This is a genomic window from Paraciimarium castrense LEGE 11436 (assembly GCF_056633055.1).
The window spans coordinates 104,516-128,751 of sequence record NZ_JBSJOW010000005.1 but is presented as its reverse complement, the minus strand read 5'-3'; the positions used below and the strand labels follow the sequence as shown (position 1 = coordinate 128,751).

General features: G+C 66.8%; 23 protein-coding genes. 16 read left to right on the top strand and 7 right to left on the bottom strand.

The window, feature by feature from the left end; genetic code table 11:
• The first annotated feature begins 53 nt into the window (after positions 1 to 53).
• Both ACWJIO_RS09145 and ACWJIO_RS09140 read left to right on the top strand, forming a co-directional pair.
• Positions 54 to 1,409 carry a cation:proton antiporter gene (locus tag ACWJIO_RS09145; RefSeq protein ID WP_480312989.1) on the top strand — a complete coding sequence of 452 codons (1,356 nt, stop codon included), beginning with the start codon at positions 54 to 56 and terminating at the stop codon, positions 1,407 to 1,409.
• The gene (locus ACWJIO_RS09140) at positions 1,381 to 1,944 is read left to right on the top strand and encodes a methyltransferase family protein (protein ID WP_480312988.1); all 564 of its coding nucleotides are present in this window, start codon (positions 1,381 to 1,383) and stop codon (positions 1,942 to 1,944) included. Before ACWJIO_RS09145 ends, ACWJIO_RS09140 begins: the two co-directional genes overlap by 29 nt.
• Here the strand turns inward: ACWJIO_RS09140 and ACWJIO_RS09135 are convergent.
• Positions 1,904 to 2,218, bottom strand: a complete 315-nt coding sequence (locus ACWJIO_RS09135; protein WP_480312987.1) for a hypothetical protein — start codon at positions 2,216 to 2,218, stop codon at positions 1,904 to 1,906. The genes ACWJIO_RS09140 and ACWJIO_RS09135 overlap by 41 nt on opposite strands.
• A 51-nt stretch (positions 2,219 to 2,269) precedes the next feature.
• On the opposite strand from ACWJIO_RS09135, the gene ACWJIO_RS09130 reads away from it, so the two are divergent.
• The gene (locus tag ACWJIO_RS09130) at positions 2,270 to 3,232 is read left to right on the top strand and encodes an alpha/beta fold hydrolase (RefSeq protein ID WP_480312985.1); all 963 of its coding nucleotides are present in this window, start codon (positions 2,270 to 2,272) and stop codon (positions 3,230 to 3,232) included.
• Here the strand turns inward: ACWJIO_RS09130 and ACWJIO_RS09125 are convergent.
• Entirely contained in the window at positions 3,159 to 4,316 is a 1,158-nt protein-coding gene (locus ACWJIO_RS09125) for an FAD-binding oxidoreductase (RefSeq protein WP_480312984.1), read from the bottom strand. The genes ACWJIO_RS09130 and ACWJIO_RS09125 overlap by 74 nt on opposite strands.
• Before the next feature lie 17 nt (positions 4,317 to 4,333).
• On the opposite strand from ACWJIO_RS09125, the gene ACWJIO_RS09120 reads away from it, so the two are divergent.
• A complete protein-coding gene (locus tag ACWJIO_RS09120; protein WP_480312982.1) occupies positions 4,334 to 5,767 on the top strand; it encodes a four-carbon acid sugar kinase family protein in 1,434 nt (477 codons plus the stop codon).
• 60 nt (positions 5,768 to 5,827) lie between these two features.
• Positions 5,828 to 7,249 (top strand): adenylate/guanylate cyclase domain-containing protein, encoded by a 1,422-nt coding sequence (locus ACWJIO_RS09115; RefSeq protein WP_480312980.1) that lies wholly within the window; start codon positions 5,828 to 5,830, stop codon positions 7,247 to 7,249.
• On the opposite strand, the gene ACWJIO_RS09110 is transcribed toward ACWJIO_RS09115, so the two are convergent.
• Both ACWJIO_RS09110 and ACWJIO_RS09105 read right to left on the bottom strand, forming a co-directional pair.
• Positions 7,204 to 8,568 carry an APC family permease gene (locus ACWJIO_RS09110; RefSeq protein ID WP_480312978.1) on the bottom strand — a complete coding sequence of 455 codons (1,365 nt, stop codon included), beginning with the start codon at positions 8,566 to 8,568 and terminating at the stop codon, positions 7,204 to 7,206. The two genes, ACWJIO_RS09115 and ACWJIO_RS09110, sit on opposite strands and share 46 nt — an antisense overlap.
• Positions 8,569 to 8,575: 7 nt before the next feature.
• Positions 8,576 to 8,878, bottom strand: coding sequence for a hypothetical protein (locus ACWJIO_RS09105; RefSeq protein ID WP_480312977.1), 303 nt, complete (start codon positions 8,876 to 8,878; stop codon positions 8,576 to 8,578).
• A 138-nt stretch (positions 8,879 to 9,016) separates the two neighbouring features.
• Between ACWJIO_RS09105 and ACWJIO_RS09100 the strand changes: the two genes are divergently transcribed.
• Positions 9,017 to 9,196, top strand: coding sequence for a hypothetical protein (locus tag ACWJIO_RS09100; RefSeq protein ID WP_186698186.1), 180 nt, complete (start codon positions 9,017 to 9,019; stop codon positions 9,194 to 9,196).
• On the opposite strand, the gene ACWJIO_RS09095 is transcribed toward ACWJIO_RS09100, so the two are convergent.
• Positions 9,154 to 9,837, bottom strand: a complete 684-nt coding sequence (locus ACWJIO_RS09095; RefSeq protein WP_480312975.1) for an alpha/beta fold hydrolase — start codon at positions 9,835 to 9,837, stop codon at positions 9,154 to 9,156. The genes ACWJIO_RS09100 and ACWJIO_RS09095 overlap by 43 nt on opposite strands.
• A gap of 223 nt (positions 9,838 to 10,060) precedes the next feature.
• On the opposite strand from ACWJIO_RS09095, the gene ACWJIO_RS09090 reads away from it, so the two are divergent.
• Together ACWJIO_RS09090 and ACWJIO_RS09085 are read left to right on the top strand one after the other, a co-directional pair.
• On the top strand, positions 10,061 to 10,384 hold the full coding sequence (locus ACWJIO_RS09090) for a hypothetical protein (RefSeq protein WP_480312974.1): 324 nt from the start codon (positions 10,061 to 10,063) through the stop codon (positions 10,382 to 10,384).
• Positions 10,385 to 11,037: 653 nt separating this feature from the next.
• Positions 11,038 to 11,442 carry a hypothetical protein gene (locus ACWJIO_RS09085; protein ID WP_480312972.1) on the top strand — a complete coding sequence of 135 codons (405 nt, stop codon included), beginning with the start codon at positions 11,038 to 11,040 and terminating at the stop codon, positions 11,440 to 11,442.
• Positions 11,443 to 11,479: 37 nt separating this feature from the next.
• On the opposite strand, the gene ACWJIO_RS09080 is transcribed toward ACWJIO_RS09085, so the two are convergent.
• Positions 11,480 to 12,508, bottom strand: a complete 1,029-nt coding sequence (locus tag ACWJIO_RS09080) for a helix-turn-helix domain-containing protein (protein ID WP_480312971.1) — start codon at positions 12,506 to 12,508, stop codon at positions 11,480 to 11,482.
• A 338-nt stretch (positions 12,509 to 12,846) separates the two neighbouring features.
• Between ACWJIO_RS09080 and ACWJIO_RS09075 the strand changes: the two genes are divergently transcribed.
• The 8 genes from ACWJIO_RS09075 (at position 12,847) to ACWJIO_RS09040 (ending at position 23,542) form a co-directional block, all read left to right on the top strand.
• The gene (locus tag ACWJIO_RS09075) at positions 12,847 to 13,878 is read left to right on the top strand and encodes a formylglycine-generating enzyme family protein (protein ID WP_480312969.1); all 1,032 of its coding nucleotides are present in this window, start codon (positions 12,847 to 12,849) and stop codon (positions 13,876 to 13,878) included.
• Positions 13,871 to 16,531, top strand: coding sequence for an arylsulfatase (locus ACWJIO_RS09070; protein ID WP_480312968.1), 2,661 nt, complete (start codon positions 13,871 to 13,873; stop codon positions 16,529 to 16,531). The genes ACWJIO_RS09075 and ACWJIO_RS09070 overlap by 8 nt, the downstream gene beginning before the upstream one ends.
• A gap of 143 nt (positions 16,532 to 16,674) precedes the next feature.
• Positions 16,675 to 18,240: an alpha/beta hydrolase gene (locus tag ACWJIO_RS09065; protein WP_480312967.1), complete on the top strand. Its 1,566-nt coding sequence runs from the start codon at positions 16,675 to 16,677 to the stop codon at positions 18,238 to 18,240.
• A gap of 162 nt (positions 18,241 to 18,402) precedes the next feature.
• Positions 18,403 to 19,821, top strand: coding sequence for an NAD(P)/FAD-dependent oxidoreductase (locus ACWJIO_RS09060; protein WP_480312965.1), 1,419 nt, complete (start codon positions 18,403 to 18,405; stop codon positions 19,819 to 19,821).
• A gap of 29 nt (positions 19,822 to 19,850) precedes the next feature.
• Positions 19,851 to 20,984: an esterase-like activity of phytase family protein gene (locus ACWJIO_RS09055; protein WP_480312963.1), complete on the top strand. Its 1,134-nt coding sequence runs from the start codon at positions 19,851 to 19,853 to the stop codon at positions 20,982 to 20,984.
• Positions 20,985 to 21,174: 190 nt separating this feature from the next.
• A complete protein-coding gene (locus ACWJIO_RS09050) occupies positions 21,175 to 21,483 on the top strand; it encodes a hypothetical protein (protein ID WP_480312961.1) in 309 nt (102 codons plus the stop codon).
• Positions 21,484 to 21,918: 435 nt separating this feature from the next.
• On the top strand, positions 21,919 to 22,371 hold the full coding sequence (locus ACWJIO_RS09045) for a hypothetical protein (RefSeq protein WP_480312959.1): 453 nt from the start codon (positions 21,919 to 21,921) through the stop codon (positions 22,369 to 22,371).
• Between the two features lie 49 nt (positions 22,372 to 22,420).
• Positions 22,421 to 23,542 carry a DUF6236 family protein gene (locus ACWJIO_RS09040; RefSeq protein ID WP_480312958.1) on the top strand — a complete coding sequence of 374 codons (1,122 nt, stop codon included), beginning with the start codon at positions 22,421 to 22,423 and terminating at the stop codon, positions 23,540 to 23,542.
• A 93-nt stretch (positions 23,543 to 23,635) separates the two neighbouring features.
• Here ACWJIO_RS09040 and ACWJIO_RS09035 read toward each other — a convergent pair whose 3' ends face one another.
• Entirely contained in the window at positions 23,636 to 24,235 is a 600-nt protein-coding gene (locus ACWJIO_RS09035; protein ID WP_480312956.1) for a hypothetical protein, read from the bottom strand.
• Position 24,236 lies beyond the last annotated feature (1 nt).

Here is a 24,236-nt window from a genome sequence, read left to right as displayed (position 1 = left end):
CTGCGTCCGAACACCGGCGCCGGCGATCCAGTCGGCCCCAGAAGCCCGCCTCCATGACCCTGCCAGCCCTGCTGCTCGCCGTTGACAGTCACCAGTCCGAGGTGGCCGAAACGCTGATTTCCGTCGGCGAGTTCGTCGTGATCTTCGTGGCGGCCAGGGTGCTCGCCGAACTGATGGTGCGCCTGCAGCTGCCCACGATCCTGGGCGAACTGGTGGCTGGCGTTGTGATCGGCGTTTCGGGGCTGCACCTGATCGTGCCGCCCGACACCCAGGCCCAGCTCTCCGCGTGGAGCCTCTCGCTGCTGGGCTCCCTCTCCGGCCTGGAGCCGGCCAGCGTGCAGGATCTCTACGCCGAAACCTTCCCCAACCTCAAGCAGGTGTCGGAGATCGGGCTCTACGCCCTGCTCTTTCTCACCGGGCTGGAAAGTGAGCTCGATGAGCTGGTGGCGGTGGGTGCCCAGGCCACCACTGTGGCGGTGACCGGCGTGGTGCTGCCCTTCGCCCTGGGCACGGCCGGGCTCTACTACTTTTTTGACGTGCCGCTGATTCCGGCCGTGTTCGCCGGAGCGGCCATGACGGCCACCTCGATCGGGATCACGGCCAGCGTGTTCGGGGAGCTCAAGTTTCTGCGCACCCGCGAGGGGCAGACGGTGATCGGCGCGGCGGTGCTCGATGACATCCTCGGCATCGTCATCCTGGCCGTGGTGGTGAGCCTGGCCGGAGGCGGCGGCTTCGAGCTGGCCCCGTTGCTGAAGCTGGTGGTGTCCGCCGGCGTGTTCGTGGCCGCGGCCCTCTTCCTCAGCCGCACGGCCGCCCCCGGCTTCGACTGGCTGCTGGATCGGCTCAAGGCCCCCGGCGAGGTGGTGGTGGCCGGCTTCGTGGTGCTCACCCTGTGCTGCTTCGCCGCCCAGGCGATCGGCCTGGAGGCGGCCCTGGGTGCGTTCGCGGCGGGCCTGATCCTGAGCGGCTCCAAGCACACCCATGCGATCCAGGGCACGGTGCAGCCCCTGGTGGCCCTGTTCGCCACGATCTTCTTCGTGCTGATCGGCACCGGCATGGATCTCTCGGTGCTCAACCCGATGAACCCCGAGAACCACGAAGGGCTGATCGTGGCCGCCTTCCTGCTGCTGGTGGCGATCCTGGGCAAGGTGGCGGCGGGCTGGAGCTACGTGAGCAAGGAGAAGACCAACCGGCTGGTGGTGGGGCTGGGGATGATGCCCCGCGGCGAGGTGGGACTGATCTTCCTGGGGCTCGGCAGCCAGGCCGGCCTGCTCACCAAGTCGCTGGAGGCGGCCATCCTGCTGATGGTGATCGGCACCACCTTCCTGGCCCCGATCCTGCTCAGACTGGTGCTCGGTGGCCAATCCGGAGGACCCGACCTTGACCCCCTCGCCGAAATCCCCACCTGAAACCGGTGTCTCGCAGCTGCGGCGCTGGGGCCTGAGCTGGGGCGGCTGGCTCGACAACCGCCGGGGCGAGTGGTGGCTGCTGGCCCAGCTGCTGCTGATCGCCGCCCACCTGCTGCCGCCCTGGCCGGCACCGGGGGCCTGGGGCTATGCCTGGCCGTTGCCCCTGGCCCTGGGCGGTGCCGTGCTGTTCCTGGTGGGGTTGGGGCTGGCCCTGCAGGGCTTCCTCGGCCTGGGCGCCAGCCTCTCGCCCCTGCCGGAGCCGATCCCGGGGGCGGCCCTGGTCACCAGCGGCGCCTACGGCCGCTGCCGCCACCCCCTCTACCAGGCGGTGCTGCTCTGCTCCCTGGGGGTGACGCTCGCCCTCGGCAGCCTGCTGCACCTGGGCCTGCTGCTGGCCCTCGGCGCGGTGCTGGGTGGCAAGGCGCGGCGGGAGGAGCGGGCCCTGGCCAGCGCCCACCCCGACTACGCCGCCTACCGGCGCTCCACCCCGGCGATCATTCCTGGTCTTCCCTGGCTCGACTGGCGAGAGCTGTGAACAGGCCCCAGCCCACGGCGATCAGGCCGAGGCTGGAGGCCCAGCTGGGGCCGAGGGCCAGGCCCAGGCCGATCTCCGTGAGGGCACCCACCGCCACGGCCGCGAGCAGGCTGAGCCCCACCAGCACCACCTGCTGCAGCAGGGGCGGCCAGCTTCCGGCCGCCAGGGCCTGCTCCAGCCGCCCCAGGGGCAGGCTGAGCGGCAGGTAGAGGGCCAGCGCCCAGAGGGCGATCCCCGGCAGCAGGCCGATCCAGTCGATGCTGGCGAGGGGCAAGGGTGAGCTCGCGGTGCTCCTTAGCATCGGCCCTCCCTGCCGGCCGCTGCCGTGCCCGATCAGCCGATTGCCCAGCCCTGGACCCACCTGGGCCACCCCGTGCACGCCGTGGTGGCGGGGCCGGAGCGGCCGCTGGGGCCTGCGGTGCTGCTGGTGCATGGCTTCGGGGCCTCCACCGACCACTGGCGCTACAACATCCCGGCCCTGGCCCGCAGCCACGAGGTGCATGCCGTGGATCTGCTCGGCTTCGGCCGCAGCGCCAAGCCCGCCGGGCTGGCCTATGGCGGCGGCCTCTGGCGCGATCAACTGGTGGCCTATGTGGCCGAGCGCATCGGCCGGCCCACGGTGCTGGTGGGCAATTCCCTCGGCGGCTTCGCCGCCCTGGCGGCGGCGGCGGCCCTCAAGGGCGAGGCCGCGCCGGTTCGCGAGGCGGCCGGGGTGGTGCTGGTGAATGCCGCCGGCCCCTTCAGCGATGAGCAGGCCCCGCCGAAGGGCTGGGGCGCCATCACCCGCCAGACGATCGGCGGCGCCTTGCTGCGCAGCCCGGTGCTGCAGCGGCTGCTGTTCGAGAACCTGCGCCGCCCCGCCACGATCCGCCGCACCCTCAACCAGGTGTACATCGACCGCACCAACGTGGACGACGCCCTGGTGGAGGCGATCCGGCGGCCATCCCTGGATCCGGGCGCCTTCGGCGTGTTCCGCACGGTGTTCGACATTCCCCGGGGCCAGCCCCTCGATGAGCTGTTTGCCGAGCTGCGCTGCCCGCTGCTGCTGCTCTGGGGCATCCGCGATCCCTGGATCAACGCGGTGGGGCGCCGCCAGGCCTTCCAGCGCCACGCGCCCGAGATCACCACCGAGGTGGTGCTGGAGGCGGGCCACTGCCCCCATGACGAAGTGCCCGACCAGGTGAATGAAGCCCTGCTCAGCTGGCTGGCGGGCCTCAGCCAGCCACAGGAGCCACGCCAGGCAGCCGACCCCGCGCCAGTTGCTGCTTCGGATCGAACTGCCGCTTGATGGCCTCGATCAGGGGGCGGGAGGGGGCATCGAGCCAGGCGGGCAGGCTGCTGCCGCTGGGCTGCCGCAGCAGGCTGAGCGCCCCTCCGGCCGCCTGGCAGTGGCGCCGCAGGCTCTCCACGCGGTGGGCCGGCACCGCGGCAGCGCTGCCCCAGGCGTAGCCCAGGCCACTGCCGGCGCCCATCACCAGCTCCAGGCCGCCGAGGGCCCGTTGCTCCAGCAGCTCCGGCAGCCGGTCGGGCAGCACCCCCAGGCGCAGCAGCCAGGCGGGCTCGGGGTCGCCCTGGCCGCAGCACTCCGCCGCGGCCAGGGCATCGGGCTCCAGGCAGTGGCAGCCCAGGCCTTCGCCGCCGGCCTTCGCCTCGATGCAGGCGATCTGCTCCTGGAGCGTCTGGGCACTGATGCTGGCCAGGCTCACCAGCAGGCTGGCCTCGCCGCCGCGGCGCTGCCAGTCGAGCCGCTCGGGGCTGAGGCTGGAGCCGAGCAGCCAGCGGCAGAAGCTGCCCAGGGCGGGCCTGGCCCCCTCAAGCCGCAGCCCCTGGCGGTGGGGCGGAATCGGCTGGGTGCGCAGGGTGACGGACGTGATCAGCGCCAGGGAGCCCCAGCTGCCGCAGAGGGGGCGCATCAGGTCGTAGCCGGCCACGTTCTTCACCACCTTGCCGCCGGCCCGGGCGGCCACGCCATCGCTGCGCAGCAGGTGGATGCCGATCAGCTGGTCGCGCACGCCCAGGTAGCGCTGGCGGTAGCCGCCGGCCTGGCCGCGGGCCACCAGGCCGCCGACGGAGCCGGAAGCCTCGCCGGCGGGGCCGCTGCCCCAGGGCCAGTCCACGGGTAACCACTGCCCGTGGTGGGCCAGAGCCTGCTGCACCTCCACCAGTGGTGTGCCGGCCTCCACGCTGATGGTGAAGTCGCCCGGGTTGTGCTCCAGGATCCGGTTCAGCCGCCGGCAGCTCAGCACCGTGTGGGGCTGCGCCACCGGCGGTCCCCAGTCGAGGCGGCTGCCGAGCCCGGCGGGCAGCCAGGTGACGTTGCGCCGGTGCAGGTCCTGCACCACGGCCTGCAGATCGCTGGGCTCGGGAGTCATCACGGCACGATGGTGCCATGAAGGTTGTGGTGCTCGACGACGACCCCACCGGATCCCAGACCGTGCACGGTTGTCTGCTGCTGCTGCGCTGGGATGTGGCGACGCTGCGGCGCGGCCTGCAGCACCCCTCACCACTGCTGTTCGTGCTGGCCGACAGCCGCGCCCTGGCCCCGGACGAGGCGGCCGTGAGGGTGGCAGAGATCTGCCGGGCCCTGCTCGAGGCGCTCAGGGCGGAGCAGGCCGAGGGGCGTTGCCGGCACTGGCTGGTGGTGAGCCGGGGCGACTCCACCCTGCGCAGCCATTTCCCCCTGGAATGCGAGGTGATCGCCCGGGAGCTGGCACCGCTGCTGAGCGCGCCGGGGGAGCGGGAGCCCGGAGGCTTCGATGCCACCCTGCTGGCACCGGCCTTCCTGCCGGGGGGGCGCACCACCGCAGGGGGAGTGCACCGCCTCTACGGCGTGCCGGTACACACCACGCCCTTCGCCCGCGACGGCCTGTTCGGCTACAGCAGCAGCGACCTGGCGGCCTGGGTGGAGGAAAAGAGTGCGGGCCGGCTGCCGGCCAGGAGCGTGCAGCGGCTCGGCCTGGCGGAACTCGACGCGGCGGCGGCCTCGGCGGATGGCCTGGCGGCCCTCTGTGCCCGCCTGGCCGCGCTGCGCGGCAACCCGGTGGTGGTGGTGGATGCGGAGCGGCCGCAGCAGCTGGCGGCCCTGGGAGCCGCGGTGCGGCAGCTCACGGCTGCAGCGGCCAGCGAGCGCTGGGGGCGGCCGCGGCGGTTCCTGTGCCAGTGCGCCGCCAGCCTGCTCAACGGCCTGGTGCCGCTGCCCCCCCAGCCGCTGACACCCTCTGCCCTGGCGGGCCTGCGGCGCCGGGGGCCAGCCGGCCCCCTGCCGGGGCTGGTGCTGGTGGGCTCCCACGTGCCCCTGGCCGATGCCCAGCTGGAGACCCTGCTGCAGGAGCCCACCTGCCAGGCGGTGGAACTGCCGGTGCGCCGCCTGGCGCGGGTGCTGGAGGGGCCCCTGCCCGCTGAGCTGCTGGCCTCCCTGGAGGCCGACTGGCTGCAGCAGCTCGAGGCCGTGCTCCACAGCGGCCGCACGGCCGTGCTGCACACCAGCCGCGGCGAGCTGCGCTGCGCCAGTGCCGCCGAGCGGCTGCGGCTGGGGCAGGGGCTGGCGGCCCTGATGGCCCGGCTGGCCGCAGCCGTGGTGCCTCAGCTGGGCTACGTGATCAGCAAGGGGGGCATCACCAGCTCGGCGCTGCTGCGCGACGGGCTGGCCCTGGAGGCCGTGGAGCTGCAGGGGCAACTGCTGCCGGGGCTGTCGCTGGTGCTGCCGCCAGCCGAGGCGCCGCTGCCGCGGCTGCCCCTGCTCACCTTCCCGGGCAACCTCGGCGAGGCGGGCAGCCTGCGGCAGGCCTGGCTCTGGATGGAGGGCGCGCAGGCAGCGGACTGAAGCGAAACATCCGCCTGGGCCCCAGTCCGGTAAACCGGGGGAATTCCGTGCTCTGCTGCCGTGCCCCTGCCCGCCATGCTCCGGGCCCGGTTGGCTCGGCGGATCGCCTTCTGGATCTTTCTGAATTTCCTGGTGGTGGAGGCGCTGGTGCTGGTGCCCTCCGTGCTGCGCCAGGCCGACCGGCTCGGGGCGCAGCTGCGGCAGGTGAGCACCGCCAAGATCGATTGGCTGGTGGCCGAAGGCCAGGCGGGCTCATCGCCGCAGCTGCTGGCCGCGGTGCAGCGGCTGCGGAGCTCCTCGATGCTGCAGGACATCGAGGGGGCCGCGCTGTACCGGGCGTCCAGCGGGGAGAGGCTGGGCGGCTTCGGGGCACTGCCGCAGCTCTCAGGGGTCCAGGCCAGCCGGAATCGCATCGAGGGGCGCTGGTATCCGCTGCGCGGCAGCTACGACGCCGTGTGGGGGCCGGAAAGCCTGGGCGGCGACCATCTTCTGGTGATGCGCCACGAGGCCAGCAGCATCCGCGCAGGGCTGGTCAGCTACACCCTCAACATCACCCTGATCGTGCTGGGGATCGCGGCCTTCCTCACGCTGATCACCCTGGTGGTGATGCAGCGGCTGGTGATCGGTCGGATCGTGACCCTGCGGGATCGGCTGGTGCTGGCCGGGCGGGCCCTGGCCTCGGGCGCCACCAGCAACCCGGAAACCCTGCTGCTGCCCCCCGGGGCTGCCGATGAGGTGGGGGAGGTGGAGCAGGCCTTCAACCAGTCGTTTCTCACCACGGCAGCCGAAATGGAGCGCCGCCAGGTGGCCGAGCGCAGTGCCCAGCAGGAGCAGGAGCGGGCCGACCAGCTGCTGCTCAACATCCTGCCGCCGCCGATCGCAATGGAGATGAAGCGGGGACGGCGCACCATCGCCGAGACCCATGCCGATGTGAGCGTGCTGTTCGCCGACATCGAGGGGTTCACCGCCCTGGCGGCGCGGCTGCCCTGCCATGCCCTGGTGCAGCTGCTGAACCAGGTGTTCACCGCCTTCGATCAGCTCTGCGAACGCCATGGCCTGGAGAAGATCAAGACCATCGGCGACAACTACATGGTGGTGGGGGGCCTGCCCCTGCCCCGCGAGAACCACGCCGACGCCATCGCCGCCATGGCCCTGGACATGCAGGCCTGGATGCGCGACTTCCGCAGCCCGGAGGCCGAGGGCATGGCCCTGCGGATCGGCATGCACTGCGGCCCGGTGGTAGCCGGTGTGATCGGCACCAAGAAGTTCATCTACGACCTCTGGGGCGAAACGGTGAACATCGCCAGCCGCATGGAAAGCCATGGCCTCGCCGGCCGCATCCAGCTGAGCGAGGCCCTGGCCCGCAGGCTGGAGCCACGCTTCCAGGTGCAGCAGCGCGGGTCCCTGCTGGTGAAGGGGGTGGGGGCGATGACCACCTACTGGTTGGAGCCGCCGGCGCCGGCCGCCCCGGGCTCCGCCTGATCGGGGCTGGAACGCCGCGGGATCACCAGCCCCAGGCTGGCCAGGGCGAGGGCCGCCAGGCTGTTGGCGCTGTCCTGCAGCAAGGCCGCCGCCAGGAACGCCACCGACACCAGGGCGATCAACAGCGGCGCCAGCGGGTAGGCGGGCAGCCGGAAGGGGCGCTCCAGCTCGGGCTCCCGTTGCCGCAGCACCGCCAGGGCGGCGATGCCGACCAGGGGCAGGCACACGTAGAGGAAGGCGGCCATGGCCAGCAGGTGCTCGAAGGATCCCGCCAGCACCAGGGCCATGGAGGCCGCCAGGGTGAGGCCGAGGGCGCCTGTGGGGGTGCCGCCTGGGTTCACGCCCTGGGCCAGGGCCGGGAAGAGGCCATCGCGGCTGAGGCCGTAGAGGATGCGCGGCGCGGCCATCACCACGGTGTTGATCAGCCCGAGCAGGGCCACCAGGGCCACCGCCGTGATCACCTGTCCGCCGATCGCACCGCCAAGCAACTGGGCCGCCGTGGTGGCCGGCAGGCTGGAGGCGGCCAGCTGCTGCGGTGTGAGCACATGCAGCAGGGCCCCGTTGATCAGCAGGTAGAGCACCAGCACGGCCAGCACGCCGCCGATCAGGGAGCGGGGCAGGTCATTGGCGGGATCGGTGAACTCCTCGGAGAAGTAGATCGGACTGGCCCAGCCGTCGTAGGTGGTGATCACCGGCTGCAGGGCCGTGAGGGCCACCAGGCCGAGGCTGCCCCAGGCCAGGGGCTCACCAGCGCCGGCGCTGGTGTAGACGCTGGTGGAGTCCAGCGGCGGCAGCAGATAACAGGCCGCCACCAGCCCCAGGAAGGCCACCGCCTTGGCCAGGCTGAGCAGCTCCTGGCTGGCGCTGCCAGCCCGCACCCCGCGCCACTGGATCAGGCCGAACAGGGCAATGGTGAGCAGGCCGACCAGGCGCTCGGACAGGCCGGCAGCGGGCAGCAGCTGCAGCACCACTTCGCCGGTGGTGGTGGCCACCCAGGCCAGGCCGATGCAGTGGGCGAGCCAGTCGGTCCAGCCCACCAAGCCGCCGGCCCGGGCCCCGAAGGCCCGCTCGGCGTACACATACCAGCCACCGGCGCGGGGCAGGCTGCTGGCCAGCTCGGCCACGCAGAGGGCGCCGAGCACCGCGTAGAGGCCACCCAGCAGCCAGGCCGCGAGGATCAGCCAGGGATCGAGCAGCTGGGCCGCCACGATGCCGGGGGTGCGCAGGATGCCGGCCCCGATCGTGCCCCCCACGGCGCCGGCAAGGCCAAAGCCGAGCCCCAGCACCTGCTGCAGCCGGCCCGGAGAGGGCGTGCTCATCGGGCCATCAGTACAGCGACTCGCAGCTGGGCGTGGGGGTGAGCTTCATCAACGACCACAGGGCCTCGAACTGGGCGGCCGTGATCACCAGCTCCTGCTCCATGAGCTCGGCCATGGGGGTGCCCGGAGCAGCAGTGGCACCCAGCTTCTGATTGATCAGGGCCAACCCCTCGCACATCGTCTCGATGTCGGGGTTCAGGGGCTGGCGGGCCCTGGCGGCCTGGGGCTGCAGCAGGAGGGGCAGCGCGGCCACCAGCAGGGTCGTCACTGCCCTGCAGAGAGGGATCGCAGGCCGGGGGGGATGGGGCATGGAAAAGACCACACGGCAGGACCGCCTGGGGCGAGGGGTCATCATGGGCGGGCAAGGGGGACGGTGCAGCCTCAAACCCAGGTTCGGCGAGCGGAATCACAGCCGATACCATGGGGCAAGCGCTTGGGCAGGTCTGCGGTGAAGCAACTTTCTGGCCCCCTGCGCAGAGCCTTGATCTATGGCCTGGTCAGTTACTCAGGCCTTGTTCTGATCAACAACTCAGAGCTGAATCTTCCCAACATGTGGGTGGCCTACCTGCCGATGTTCATCGGCGTCTATGTGCTCACGCTGTGGCTCGATCGCAAGTTCGGGGACTGATCCCATTCAGGCTGAGCCCATCCAGGCGGTACCAGTCGGCGTAGGTGTCGATCGATCAGCGCTGCAACCTCATCGGCCCTCTCCAGGGCCAGGTCATGGGTGCCGCCGGGCAGAACCACCAACCGCGCGGCCGGCAGCAACGAGGTGAGGCGTTGTGCCACCCCCACCGGGCTGATCGGATCGGCGTCGCCCCACAGGAGCAGGGTGGGAACGGCGACGGCGGGCAGCTGCTGGGAGAGATCCACCGACGCGGTGGCGAACCAATCCGGCAGCTGGGGATGGGCGAGGCGGAAGGGCTCACGCCAGTCGGCGGCCCCGTGTTCCCTCATCGGCAGGCCGCCCGACGTGGCGGCCAGCACCAGGTGAGTGATCCGCTGGGGTGCCGCAAGAGCCGCCTGGAGAGCGAGCACGCCCCCCATCGACTGGGCGATCACGGCGCAAGGCTGATCGAGGCGGGCGAGCACCAGATCGAGGAGTGCATCGAATCCCGTGACCCGAGGATCCGCCGGCGTCGCCCCGAAGCCAGGCCAACCCAGATGGATCCGTTCAGCGGCATGGACGAGGCGCTCGGCCACGGGCCTCCAGTGAGCGGCGTTGCCGGAGGCGCCGGGAAGGAACAGCAGCCTGGTGGGAGGATCCAAAGCGTTCAAACGCCACGGGTGGAAAACCGCTTCCAGCTTGCCCCTGGCGTGGCTGGGCTGCTGGGGAGGTGAGGCCCATGCTGGTGGTGCCGCTGCGGCGGAGACCTTGAGGCGCCCTGCGGCTTGGCGGCGATGCCGCGTGAGAACAACGCAGGGCCCGGTCATACTTAGGTTCCCGGCTTCGCCTGCCATGCCGAGACCTCTGGGCCATACCGCCCTGACCGTGTCTTTGATCCAAAGCACCCTGGCAGCAACGGTTCTGGCCCCAGCGGTTCTGGCCCCCGCAGCCCTGGCCGAGTCCTGGAAGGCCTGCGCCTTCAACGACGAACTGATCGGCTGCCGCGACAGTCACTCCGCCGATGGCACGGTGCGCATCGTCTGGGAGGACGGCAAGGCGATGACCTACCGGCTGGTGCAGGAGGGCTTCCGCGAGTCGACGCTGCGGGATTCTCTGGGCGGCACCTGGGAGCGGCGGGTGTTCGTTCAGGGCAACGTGGAGTTCATCAACCTGGCCAATGGCAACCGGATCTTCGTGCCGCTGCGCTGAGCCTGGAGTGATCAGCGTAGAGGCGTCGTTTAATTCTTCTTCGCCAATCGATCATGGCTGATGCTTGACCATGGTGCGACGTAATCCCCCGCCCGTTATCGCCTCGCCGGCTCGCATTCCCGATGGATCCCTGCCCAGTAGCAGACAATATTCTAGCGGCTATTAGCCTATCCAAGCAGTCGCCGATTCGTGCTTAAATATATAAAGTAGCCACAGAAAGGAGCAGCACTTGATCAAGCGGCCTCTCCTGCTCTGTGTCTTCGCCCTGGCCCCAGCGGCTATCGCGAACACCAATCCTGCGGGCCCCTCCCAGGGGAGCGAGTCATCGACCATCCCCCTGCCGCCGCAACCAGCGACGATCAAGCCGAGCGGAGTGCAGCTGACCTCGCCAAAGAGGCCCTGAACCCGATCGCCAATCTGATCAGTGTGGCCTTTCAGAACAACACCAATTTCGGTGCTGGGCGATCGGGGGGACGGCACCCCGAATGTTCTGAATATTCAGCCTGTGATTCCGCTGCCGCTATCGAAGCAGCTGCTGTTGGTCACCCGCACGATCGTCCCGGTCGTCAATCAACCCGCAATTTTACTTCACCCCGATCTCGAAAAGCAAAGTCACCTGGGGGGTGGGGCCCACCTTTGTTTTACCCACGGCCATGGACGAGGTTCTGGGCCAGGGGAAGTGGAGTGCCGGCCCAGCGGCGGTGGTCGTCGTGTCCACCGGGCCCGTGGTGTTCGGCGCTGTGGGCAACAACGTCTGGTCCTTTGCCGGTGACAGTGATCGTGAGTCGGTCAATCAGCTGCTGATGCAACCATTCCTGAACGACAACCTGCCCAAGGGCTGGTATCTGATGACAGCTCCGATCATCATCTCCAACTGGAACGCCCCAGACGGGCAAGAGCAGTGGACCGTGCCCATCGGTGGCGGCGTTGGCCGGGGGTTCGCCATCGGTGATCAGAAGGTGAATGCCACGCTGCAGGCCTACTGGAATGCCATGAAGCCCGATGCCGCCGGGGACTGGACCCTGAGGGCACAGTTCCAGTTCCTGTTTCCCCGCTGAGCTGGCCGTGCCGCCGGCGCGAGGCTCTCGCCTGGCCTCAGTCGCAGTCGCCCTGTGAGAGGGAGCAGCGCAGCAGGGCGGAGGGCAGCACGCCATAGCTCTGGGCGAAGCTGGCCGCAAACGACGACAAATGGGTGAAACCATGGCGCCGAGCAATGGCCGCCACGGTGTCGCCGGGCTGGCCCCGTTCGAGATCGCGGCGCACCGCCAGCAGCCGCTGCTGCTTCACCCATTGCATCGGGCTACAGCCGAACCGCTGTTGAAACCGGTACTGCAGGTTGCGCGGCGAATAGGAACTGCGCCGGCTGAGCTCAGTGGGGGTGATCGGGATGTGCAGGTGAGCCTGAATCCACTCCAGCAGCTCGTCGAAGTGTCGATCCGGGCTGGGGCCTGGAACGGTCGCGTCCGCGGCGCTGAGCAGTTCCGGGCAGATGAGGGCAGCCACCAGGCGGTACAGCAGGTCTTCGAGCGGGGCACTCTGCAGCCCACCCGCCGAACACAGCAACGGGGCCTCCATGAGACGCAGGGCCAGGTGGAGATGGCAGAGGAGGTCGGCCTGCCCGCAGGGGAGGCTGCCATCCACCAGCAGGGTGCTCTCGAAGCGGGGCCTGTAGCTGCGGGCACTCCTGCCGAAGCCCCCCAGGGCGGAGGCCGTCTCGGCCAGCCTCTGCCGATCCAGGCAGATCAGCACATCCTCCAAAGGTCCGGTGCTGGCGGTGAAGGCGGCGCCGGGCAGGTAGGCGGCCATCGGGCCTCCTTCCAAAGCGAGCCGCTGCCCTTCAATCCGCACCTGGGCCACCCCAGCCAGCGGCAGCACCAGCGTGGCGAAGGGGCAATCGTCAAAGCCGATCTCCAGGGGGGAGTGGACGCTGCAGGACACCGCCACGTCGCCGACGCTGACAACCCCACTGCGGTGGAAGAAGCCCTGCTGCTGAGGCCCTTCCAGAAAGGCCGTCAGGGGCATGCTCCTGGCCACGCGCTCCATCAGGGAGGTGGGATCGTGCAGTTCCACCGCCCGGGACTCGAGCACGGTGAGGGTGGCGCGGCCGCTGGCGGGGGACTGCATCAGGGCACCGTCAGATCCGGCAGCCGGGGGGTCACATCCATCATGGCGGAGTTGAGCCAGGAAGGACTCAGCCAAACTGACCACCAAGGGGATCGCATGGAACTGGTCAGGTGTGGTTCTGGAATCGCTGGATCCTCACCACTTGACGTTCTCCCGTTGCCATGGCGATCGGAGATCTGCAAGGGCAGAAGATTGCGTTTTCACGGCAGGATTGCCGTGAGCGGTTAGCAGCCAGCCGCAAGGCGCCAGGCGCCGATCAAGTGCTGTGAAGAAAGTGATTGATCACACACTGAAACAGGCCCTTGCGAGCGAAGAATCCTGCCTTGTCCTGCTTTGCCATGAGACAAATCGCCCCCTTGCCGGTGTTGCGCGCCGATGCCGATCTGCTGGCGGTCGGGCTGCTGGCGATCGCCCTGGGGCTGGCTCTGATGCTGCTCCGGCCCGCTCCGGTTCAGGCCGCAACAACCTGCCCTGAGGGGATGGCAGCCATCCACGCTGGCCGTTACCGGATCGGGGCCGCCGGGCGGCTGCCGGAGGAAGCGGAGGCCACCGTGCGAGTGCAGCCCTTCTGCCTCGGGCGCACGGAGGTCACCAACCGGGAGTTCGCTGCATTCGTGGAGGCCACGGGCTACACCACCCAGGCGGAGCAGCCCCTCAGCACCGAGCAGTTCCCGGGCCTCTCCACCGCCGAGCGCCGGCCGGGTGCGGTGGTGTTCCGCCCGCTCTCCCCCGGAGAGCCACTGCAGGAGCTGAGCTGGTGGCACTGGGTGCCCGGCGCCGACTGGCGCCATCCGGAAGGGCCCGGCAGCTCCATCGACGCGCGGCTGGATCACCCGGTGGTTCAGGTGTCTGTGGCGGATGCCCAGGCCTACGCCGCCTGGGCCGGGGCCGGCCTCCCCAGTGAGGCCCAGTGGGAGTTCGCCGCCCGCGGCGGATTGCGCGATCAGGTGTTCAGCTGGGGCAACACCTGGCAGCCGGATCAGGCCAACACCTGGCAGGGGACGTTCCCCGTGAACAACACGGCCGAGGACGGCTACCCAGGCACCGCCCCGGTGGGCCACTTCCCAGCCAACGGCTACGGCCTCCTCGACATGACCGGCAATGTCTGGGAGTGGACATCCGACTGGTACCAGAGCGGCCATGGCCCGATCGACGGCCAGCTCGATCCGCGCCTGGAGGATCCTGCCGCCAGCAGCGACCCCCGCGAGCCCGGCGTGGCCAAGCACGTGATCAAGGGCGGGTCCTTCCTGTGCGCCCCCAATTACTGCAGCCGCTACCGGCCCGCCGCCCGGGAAGCGGAGAGCCCCGACACCGGCACCTCCCACATCGGTTTCCGTCTCGTTTCCTCACCCACCACCACCCATGGCTGACCGCCAGTTCACCGATCTGACCCGCCGGCTCCGCAGGCTCCGCGCGTTTTTCTCGGCCCAAGGGGTCACAGGCCTGGGCCGGCGCCTGGCCCTGGTGGGGATGGTGCTGGCGCTGTTCAGTTGGCAGCTCGGGGGTGTGCAGGCGATGGCCCAGGTGGTGAGGGGCACCCTCGGCTCGCCCGATGCCACCACCACCATCAGTGGCGAGCAATTGCCCGCCCCCGCCCCGGCCTTCGGCGGCGTGATCAAGGAAGACGCCCTCAACTCCAAACCATGGTGGGCGCCACGGGTGGTGCCTCCCAAGGGCGCCCCCAACGTGCTGCTGATCATGACCGACGATGCCGGCTTCGCCGTCAACAGCGTCTTCGGCGGTGTGATCCCGACTCCGGCCATGGACCGGATCGCCAAGAACGGGCTGCGTTACAACCGGGTGATGTCAACCGCCCTCTGCTCGCCGACGCGTGCGGCGCTGATCACCGGGCGCAACCATCATTCGGTGGGCTTTGGCGTGATCGCTGAGCAGGCCACCGGCTTCCCCGGCTACAACAGCGTCATCGGCGAAGAGAACGCCACCGTCGGACGCATTCTGCGCGACAACGGCTACGCCACGAGCTGGTTCGGCAAGGACCACAACACCCCCACCTACCAGGCCAGCCAGGTGGGGCCCTTCAGCCAGTGGCCCACGGGCATGGGCTTCGATTACTTCTACGGCTTCGTCGGTGGGGATGCAAACCAGTGGGGGCCGAATCTGTTCCGCAACACCACGCAGATCTACCCCTGGAAGGGGCACGAGGGCAGCCTGAAGTTCGACCGCTCGGATCCCAACGCCGAGATCTGGCCTGTGACCGGTGAGGAGCCCTCCTGGAACCTGATCACGGCGATGGCCGATGACGCCATCGACTGGATGCACCGGATTCGCCAGACCGACCCCGAACAGCCGATCTTCCTCCACTACGTGCCCGGCTCCTCCCACGCGCCGCACCATCCCACCAAGGAGTGGGTGGACAAGATCCATGCCATGCATCTCTTCGACGACGGCTACGAGAAGCTGCGCGAGCGCATCTTCGAGAACCAGAAGAAGCTCGGTGTGATTCCTGCGAATGAGGAACTGACCCCCTGGCCCGCCGACATCCTCACCCCGTGGGACAAGCTCTCACCAGAGGCCAAGAAGCTCTACATCCGCCAGGTGGAGGTGTTTGCTGCCTTCGTGGCCTACAACGATCACGAGATCGGCCGGGTGATCCAGTCATTCGAAGACCTGGGCGAACTCGACAACACGATGATTGTTTACATCAATGGCGACAACGGCACGAGCGCGGAGGGTGGACCGGAGGGCACCTTCAGCGAGGTGGCCTTCTTCAACGATGTGCGGCCTCCAGTGGAGGTGCAAACGAAGTATTTCGATGCCTGGGGCACCGAGTTCGCTTACAACCACATGTCGGCGGGCTGGTCTTGGGCCTTCGACACCCCATTCGACTGGTTCAAGCAAAACGCGTCGCGGCTCGGCGGCGTCAACCAGAACATGGTCATCTCCTGGCCGGCCCGCATCAAAGACAGAGGTGGCTTGCGCGAACAGTTCATCCACGTGATTGACGTGGTGCCCACGATCCTGGAAGTCACCGGGATTGCACCGCCCCAGCAGGTGGATGGCATCCGGCAGAAGCCGATCGAGGGCACCAGCTTTGCCTACACCTTCGATGGCAGGAATGCCAAGGCAGCTTCCCGCCACCAGACCCAGTACTTCGAGATGATGGGCCAGTGGGCGCTGTACCACGAGGGTTGGCTGTTGAGCACCAAGGTGAATCGAGCGCCCTGGGATGCCTTCGGCCCAGCCAACCCCGACCCACTCAACAACCAGGAGTTCCAGCTCTACGACCTGAACAAGAACTTCAACCAATCCGAGGACATCGCCGCCCAGCACCCGGAGAAGGTGGCGGAGCTGCGCAGGATGTTTGTGGAAGAGGCCAAGAAGTATCAGGTGTTCCCACTCAACGCCTCGGTGGCCTCCAGGGTGGCGGCCCAGCGCCCCAGCCTCACCGCCGGACGTGATGAGTTGGTCTATACGCGGCCGATGACCGGTGTTCCCCAGGGTGACGCCCCCTACCTGCTCAACACCTCCTACAAGCTCACGGCAGACATCACCGTGCCGGCCGGCGGTGGGGAGGGCATGATCGCCACGTCCGGTGGCCGCTTTGCCGGCTGGGGTTTCTATCTGCTCAAGGGCAGGCCGGTGTTCAACTGGAACCTGCTCAACCTGGACTGGGTGAAATGGGAAAGCCCCGAAGCCCTCACCCCGGGACGGCACAGCGTTGAGTTCGATTTCAAGTACGACGGCCTCGGACTGGGCACCATCCAGTTCAACAGCTTCGCCGGCGTCGGCAAGGGGGGTACCGGCACACTGAAGGTGGATGGCCAGGTGGTGGCTACCAAGCGGATGGAGAAAACGATTCCGATCATCCTGCAATGGGATGAGAGCTTCGACGTCGGCTCAGACACGATCACCGGCATCGATGATGCCGACTACCTGCCCCCGTTCCCGCTCAGCGCCAAGCTCAACAAACTGACCATCAAGATCGATCGCCCCCAACTCTCACCGGAAGACATCAAGAAGCTGGAAGCAGGCATGAAGACAGCGGCCCTCGGGATCCAATAAACCTGCCCTCGCTTATCTCTACTCAGCTCATCCTCTCGCCCTAGATTCAGCCTATGGGCAAATCAGCCCGGCCATCAAGAAAAAAGGTCCGGTGGATCGCAGCGATCCTGTCCGGCCTGCTGCTGCAGCTCAGTGCCACCCCCTTGCTGGCAGCGCAGCAGGTCACGTTCCGCCTCGGAGAACTGGAACGCTCGGTGTCCGTGGCCGACCTGGCCGAATTCGTGCGCACGGGAACGATCAGCAGCAGCATCTCCTTTCTGATCGATCCGCTGAAGCCGCGTGATCGTGAGGCGTTGCGTTTCGCGCTGAGCCACCCCTTCCCCACCACCAGCCTGGAGGTGTCCGACTTCCTGCAGACACCCATGGGCGCTGTGGTGCTGCGCCAGTTGGCGAAACTGTTTGAACGCCCCCCGGCGGAAGTGGAGCCCGCCCTGTCGGCGGCCCTGATCCTCGCGGCCTCCGGCGACGATGGACTGAAGCTGATGGATGTGCTCGAGCGCTATCCGCTCGAGGATCTCACCATCGGTGTGCCCAAGGTGATCAAGCTGGCCCACCGCCTCAGAGATCAATTCCAGATGCAGGAGCAGATCTTTCCGCGTCTGGTCACGAAGGATCCCGCCAACACGCTGCCAAGCCCCACCCTGAACGGCTACGCCAAGACAGGGAATCATCCCTACAGGCGAGATCTTTTCTCCTTTACGGGGCCTGACGGCAACACGATCGAGGCCATCGCCCTGGTGCCCACCCCGAAGGTCACAGGGGCGGCCCCGCCCGCCTCGCGGCCGCTGGTCGTACTGGCACCTGGACTGAATACAGACTTCAATGCCCTGCTCTACGTCGGCGAACACCTGGCTTCGCGTGGTTATGGGGTGGCAGCACTCAACTTTCCGGTCACCAGTGCCAACCGGGTGCAGGCCACAATCGAGGGACTCGCCACCATCCCGCCACCGAATGCCTGGTACCACCAGCCCCTTGATGTGAGCGGGCTGATCGATCAGGTCGCCCGCCGTTTTCCAGGAGAGATCGACACCAGCCGCGTCGGGGCGCTGGGCCAGTCCCTGGGGGGGTACACCGTGCTGGCGCTGGGGGGTGCGGAACTGGACTGGCCCCACCTCGAGCGCGCCTGCGCCGTGGTCGACGACCCCAACCAGGTGGAGTTCAATCCGGCCATCCTGTGGCAGTGCAAGGCGCCGGGCCAGGTGGTGAAGCAGAGCAGCTTCTCCGATCCACGCCTCAAGGCCGTGATCGCCGTGAATCCGGTGAGCACCCCCATCTTCACCGGCGCATCGATCCAGAAGCTGAAGGCTCCGGTTCTGGTCATTTCCGGCACCAAGGATATCTTTGCCCCTCCGATGTCCCAGCAACTGGTTCCCTTCACCAATGTGGCAACCTCCGGCAGCGTTCTGGCCCTGTTTGAACAAGCCACCCACCTCTCCTTTCTGGACGGAGGCAGCCGACTGCCGGCCTGGCTGATCGGACCGCAGCCACAACAGGCCCACCAGGATCTCAAGGCCCTGTCAGTGGCTTTCTTCGATCAGCACCTGCAGGGTATGGACACGATGCGCACCCTGCTGCCCTCCCAGACCGCTTTGCATCGCTCGGGGCAGTCCATGCCGTTTCAACTCAGGCGCGAACTTGGCCCCGTAGTGATCAAGTCCATCGATCCCAACTTCAACCTGGAAGCCGACGCCATCCCGCCCAGCCGATGAATGGCCTACGACACCAGGCGTTCGGATGGAGGAGCGGGCACTGGATCTGTCGCTGATCGACCAGCGAGGTGTGGAACGGCTGATGGAGACACCGAATGGCTTCCACCACTACCAAGCCCCGGGGGAGCCATGGATACGTTGAAGCTGTAGGCGTGGGGGGCGATGGCACCGGAACGCTTCTTTCTGGAGCTCGAACCCCCCGCCTGTGCGCTGCGCGACTGGCCCCATGTGGTGATCGTGGGCGGCGGCTTTGCCGGGCTCAAGGCCTGCCATGCCCTGGCCGGCAAGCCCGTGCGGGTGACGCTGATCGACAAGCGCAACTTCAACCTGTTTCAGCCGCTGCTGTATCAGGTGGCCTCGGGGCTGGTGTCTGAGGCGGATGTGGCCTCCCCCCTGCGCCAGATGGTGGGCCAGGCCCCGAACATCCAGGTGCTGCTGGGGGAGGTGGTGGACATCGACCCCGAGGCCAAGGAGGTGGTGTTCAACGACCACCGCTACGGCTACGACCATCTGATCCTGGCCAGCGGCTCCGGCAGCACCTATTTCGGCCGCGAGGAGTGGCGGCCCCTGGCGCCGCCGATGAAGATCCTCGAGCACGCCGATGAGATCCGCCGCCGTCTGCTGATGGCCCTGGAGGAGGCGGAGCAGACGCTCGATCCCGAGCGCCGCCGCTTCCTCCAGACCGTGGTGGTGGTGGGCGCCGGCCCCGCCGGCTGTGAGCTGGCCGGCTCCCTGATCGAGCTGATGCACCGGGCCATCCGCCGGGATTTCAAGCAGCTCAACCCCGACCTCTGCCGGGTGGTGCTGGTGGATCCGGTGGAGCGGGTGCTGCCCACCATGCACCCAAAGCTGTCCGCCGCCGCGGCGGGCTACCTGCAGCAGGCCGGCGTGGAGGTGCGGCTGCACACGAAGGTGGAGGCGATCGCCCCCGGGTTGGTGAGCCTGCAGGGGGCCGATGGCCTGCAGCAGCTCGAGGCCGCCACCATCTGCTGGACCGCCGGCGTGCGGGCCTCCCGGCTGGGCGCTCTTCTGGCCGATCGCACGGGATGCCCCGTGGACCGCGGTGGGCGGCTGCTGGTGGAGCCCGACTTCTCGGTGCCGGGCCACCCCGAGATCCACGCCATCGGTGACCTCTGCGCCTACCTGCACACCACTGACGGCAAACCCCTGCCCGGCATGGCCGGCCCCGCCGTGCAGATGGGCAGCTGGGTGGCGGCCCACATCCTGGCTGGGCGGGAAGGTCGCAGCCTCGCCCCCTTCCGCTTCACCGACCTGGGCAGCATGGCGGTGATCGGCCCCTGGTATGCGGTGGCCGACCTAAGAGGCCTGCACATCACGGGCTTGGCGGGGTGGGTCCTCTGGGCGCTGGCGCACCTGGCCTTCATTCCTGACACGGAGAACCGCGTCACCCTGTTCACCAAGTGGATGTGGCAGATCGCCACCCGCCAGCGCACCGCCCTGCTGATCACCGGCCGGCCCGACCAACACCTGGGCGTGGATGTGGGGCTGTTCCGGGCCGAACGGCACGCCGCCCCCGAGGCCCCTGCCGAGGAGCAGGATTCGGAACCCCTGGCAGCCTGAGAGAACGTCTTGCTGAGGGCTGAACCCCCGTGCTGCTGACCATCGCCACAGCGATTGCCCTCAAGCTGCTCAGCCTTGGGGCCCCGCTGCTGGGCGCCCAGACGTCGGCGCTGCCCCTGCCCTGCCCCAGCGACGCCGGCTGGGAGCTGGTGCGGGAGCTGGAGTTGCCCCGCCGCGGCAGGGCCTCAGAGCCGATCGGCGGTTTCTCCGCCCTGCTGCTGGATGGGCCGGCGGACCGACTCTGGCTGCTCAGCGATCTGCCCCAGGGCTCAATCGCCATCTGGAGCGGGCTGGAGGCAGCCCTGGCCGGCGTTGCCCCGCTGCGGCTGGAGCGCACCGTGCCGCTGCGCAGCGGCCTTGGCCAGACGCTGCCGCCGAAGATCGATGCTGAGGGGATGGTGCGGCTGGGTGGGCAGCTGTGGGTGGCCAGCGAGGGCCGCCGCGATGGCCCATTGCCGGCCCAGCTGCTGCGTTTCGAGGCCAGCAGCGGACTGCTGCTGCAGGCGCTGGAGCTGCCCTCCGCCTGGCAACCAGGCCAGGGACGCGGACTGGGCAGCAACGCCGGGCCGGAGTCGCTGGCCCTGCTCGACGGCGGGGACGGCAAGCCGGCACTGCTGCTGGCCGCCGAGCAGCCCCTGCTGCAGGATCCCCCCCGCCAGGTGCGGCTGCTGCGCTGGGGCTGGCGCGCTGATCAGGATCCCCGGCTCGACGCCCCCGAGGCCCGGGAGCAGGGGTCCCTGCTGCTGCCGTCCGGCGACGGCTGGGGGCTCACCGAGCTGCTGGTGCTTGATTCGGGCCAACTGCTGGCGCTGCTGCGGCGCTTCGAGCCGCCCTTCAGCTGGCAGATTCAACTGGCGCTTTATCCCCTGCCGGCAGCCACCGATGAAGCCGCGGCGCCGCCGCTGGCGCAATGGGATCTGATCGCCGCCGGCCTCAGTCCCGACAACTGGGAGGGCCTGATTCCCGGCCCGCCGCTGGCCGACGGCCGGCCGACGCTGCTGCTGCTGAGCGACGACAACCTCAATCCCCTGCAGGCCAACCGCCTGGCCCAACTGGCACCGCTGCACCCGCAGCCCCCTGCCGCCCAGGAGTGGCAGACCGATCAGCCTGGTGCTGACTGTGCCTCCAACGCAGGCGCAGGGTCGAGAACCCTGGCGGGCTGAGAACACAACGTCTTGAGCGCCCCACAGAGCTAGGTGCATCACATTTAACCTGGCCTTAACCGGGCAAGGTCCATTGGTTGAACTCCTGATTGCCGCTGCCGCCAGTGTTGGGGTTGCCGTGTCCATGGGAGATGGACACTGCGATCTGCAACCCAGGCTGTTGGGGGGTTGGGAAGCGGCTGCGGCGAATGTGTTCCTCTGCCCGGACGCCATTGAGCGCGAGGGGGCGGATCCGGAGGTGGTGCTCAGGCACGAACTGATCCATGTGATTCAGGACCGGGTGCCCGGCCCGCTGATTCCCGAACCGCTGCTCACCGTGCTGACCCGTGATCGGGTGCCCTCCGGGGAAGCGCTGCTGGTGCTGGTGGGGGAAGAGGACAGCCAGCGCGAGTTCGAATGCCGAGTACTCACCGAACTGCTCTCATCCGAAGCGGTGGCGGACTGGTTGGAGCGCACCGCAGAACCCCAGTTGAATGAGGTGGGGCTGCAACAGCTCTAGCCATGGGTGACCTGCGCTGCTCAGCTGGAGGCTTGTCCGAGCCAGCAGGCTGAAGCTGCAGTCCAGGGCACAACTGGATCCACTGGTCCAGATCCGGGGAAGCTGAATCTTCCGGGAACTCGGGGAGGGGCTAGGTGGCTGACAGCTTCGTATCCAGCCAGAGACTGCTCATTCCGCATCGCCGCGCCGCACACCAAGGGCCAAGACCACTTGAACCCGGTCAATCCCAAAGCCGGCGTGCGACACCTCCTAGAGCCAAGGAGCCGCTGGTTACCGGGTCCGCATAAACTTCCTTGCCTTGCGCGCTTCGACCCCAAAGGCCTCTCAGGGCAAAGGTTTAAAGCGATTGCCGGCCAATGCAGGAGCGCTTAGGCTGGCAATAGCGTGGCACAGGCCGGTGTTATCGGACCCGGCTAATCAGCGTTAGGATGAAGTATGAGCCCTGAATTTGTAGCAATTTTGGATGAAAGAGAACAGTTGGGGCTCTGGTTTGTCCTGCTCCCAATGTGTCTGGGATTCCTGGCTTTGCTTGTTTCAGCCGTAAAAGCTCGGAAGGGAATCGCGTTAATCCATACCACTCTCCTGGCAATAGCTTCTGTTGCAATACCTACTCTCATGGGTGGTTTTTGGTGGTCCGAATTAAGCAGCGTGGCCACAAGCCATGAAGATAGAGAATGGATATTAAATCATGATGGCGGACTGATAATTGCGCCACTCTCCGCGATCCTTATAGCTACTACATTTTGGGTGTTTTCCGTATTGGTTTTATCCATTCGGTCTGTGATTGCACGTCTTCGAAAGGCCAAAGAGAAAAAGAGCAATATCTTGACGCCAATAATTCATCCTAACAATCGCATGCAGTCGGACGCGGCGAAGCCGCGCCGCTGATGCGAAGCGTTATGCGGCCACAACAACCAACAAGATAAGGTGACCTGACATGCCCCAAGCTCTCTTCTACCCGTGGATTGACATCCGGGATGAGTCCTGGCTAAAGACATCCCTGCTTTACTGGGATTCGGTGAGAACAATCGTTCCAAACTCCATAGAATCACCATACGCGACGAATGTCGGACAGGTGCTTGAAGAGGCAGGCTTTCTCGTCCCGCTCAGGGTGCAATCGGGGATGCATGAGATTGAAGATCTTGCCGATGACGTCCTTTCGTACCTAGAATCCCCCGAAGGCGCAGAACTGCTCATCGGTGATAATGGTGGCGCAAGTCATGATATTCACGTAGCAAAGTTGCCCCAACGTCTTGGAAGATTAACTGATATCCACCCTGAGAAGTTGCCCTACGAGATTCGGCACATGATCCAAGACCTTATGTCTCCATCCGAGCGAGACAATGAGTGGCTGCGAGTGGGCGATGGGTTCGCCAACTTCTACATGACGCTGCTCGCGAATAGGCTTTCCGAACGTGTCGGCGCTCGACTCCTTACGTCTATCCCAGCTGCTGACCGATTAGCAGTGGCTGCGCGACATGACGCACAGCTCAATGGACTGATTCCGAGGAGGATGTACGATCCGTCGCGGAGATGGCGTGAGTACGAGGCGTTTGGTCCTCGCCGACGAATGCCGCGTGATTTGGCCCAAGGAATGCTGGCCAGCCTCGCGATCGAGAGACTAGCAGTCTCTGCAGACACTCCGATACACAAGCTGATCGAATTCAGGGAGCGCCATCGTGATGAGCTCGCCCTCTTCAGGACCAAAGTCGATGAACTTGCGGCATCCGTTGATGCTGACCTGCCGGTTGAAGCCCTCCGTCAGAGGATTGCTGATCTTCACGCGAATGAGGTTGCACCTGCAATATCTAATCTAAAGAAGGCGCTTACTGGGGGGAGCATCAGGTGGATGAGCGAAGGGCTGCAGAAGATTGCGTTCCTATCGGTCGGTTCATCAACGATGCTGGTAGCAGCTGGATTGGCTGTGCCTATGGCACTACTTGCCGGAGCGGGAATTTCGCTCATCGTCTCCAAAACCATCTACAATGTAGACAGACGCGAGCGCCTACGGGGGAATCCCTACGCGTACTTGCTTTCAGTCGGTCGAGAACTTGCATGATCTGCCAGCAGCCGCATAACAACATCATGCAGCGGGCGCAGCTGCGCTACGCCGCTGATGATGAGCGTTCGGTGGAGCGGCAAGGACCTACTACTAGAAAAGGGGCAACTGAGTCTGGTATGGAGCAGGAAAGACGCCAATAATCAACCACGGGTTAGGAGCTATAAAATGAAACCGGAGAGTTGTTCCCAAAAAGAAGTGAAGATCTTTACCTGCAAATTCGTCAAAGTACTTTGCCCTAACTTTTTCAATCGCTGCTTGCTCGTTCTGGCGTTGATCTCGCCACAAGCAATTCCAGAATAGCGCACCTATCTCCCAATCAAGAATCTGCAGCTGGCTTCGCTGGCCGTTTGCATCAGCGAAACGATATGAGAATTTGTAAGGCAGCTTGGGAATCACCTTAAAGGTCTTCCTCCATTCGTTGTCATCAAAGAGTGAGAGCTGATCAATGTGTGAGCGCATTGCACTGAGCTTCTTGGGATCCCATTCTCGCGATTCTTCTCTTTCAACGATAAAGTCGATAACCTTGGCAGGCTTGAATACCGCTAGCGATATCTCGTTATTCTTGGCGCCAAGAATTAACTCATCAAGCTTGTCAGAGACTTTCGCTTTGCCAAGCACTATTTGGCGCCTTTCATGCCATTGGTCTTGTGTTCCAATGTGAGCGACTGGTTGCAATTCAGATTCATCCACA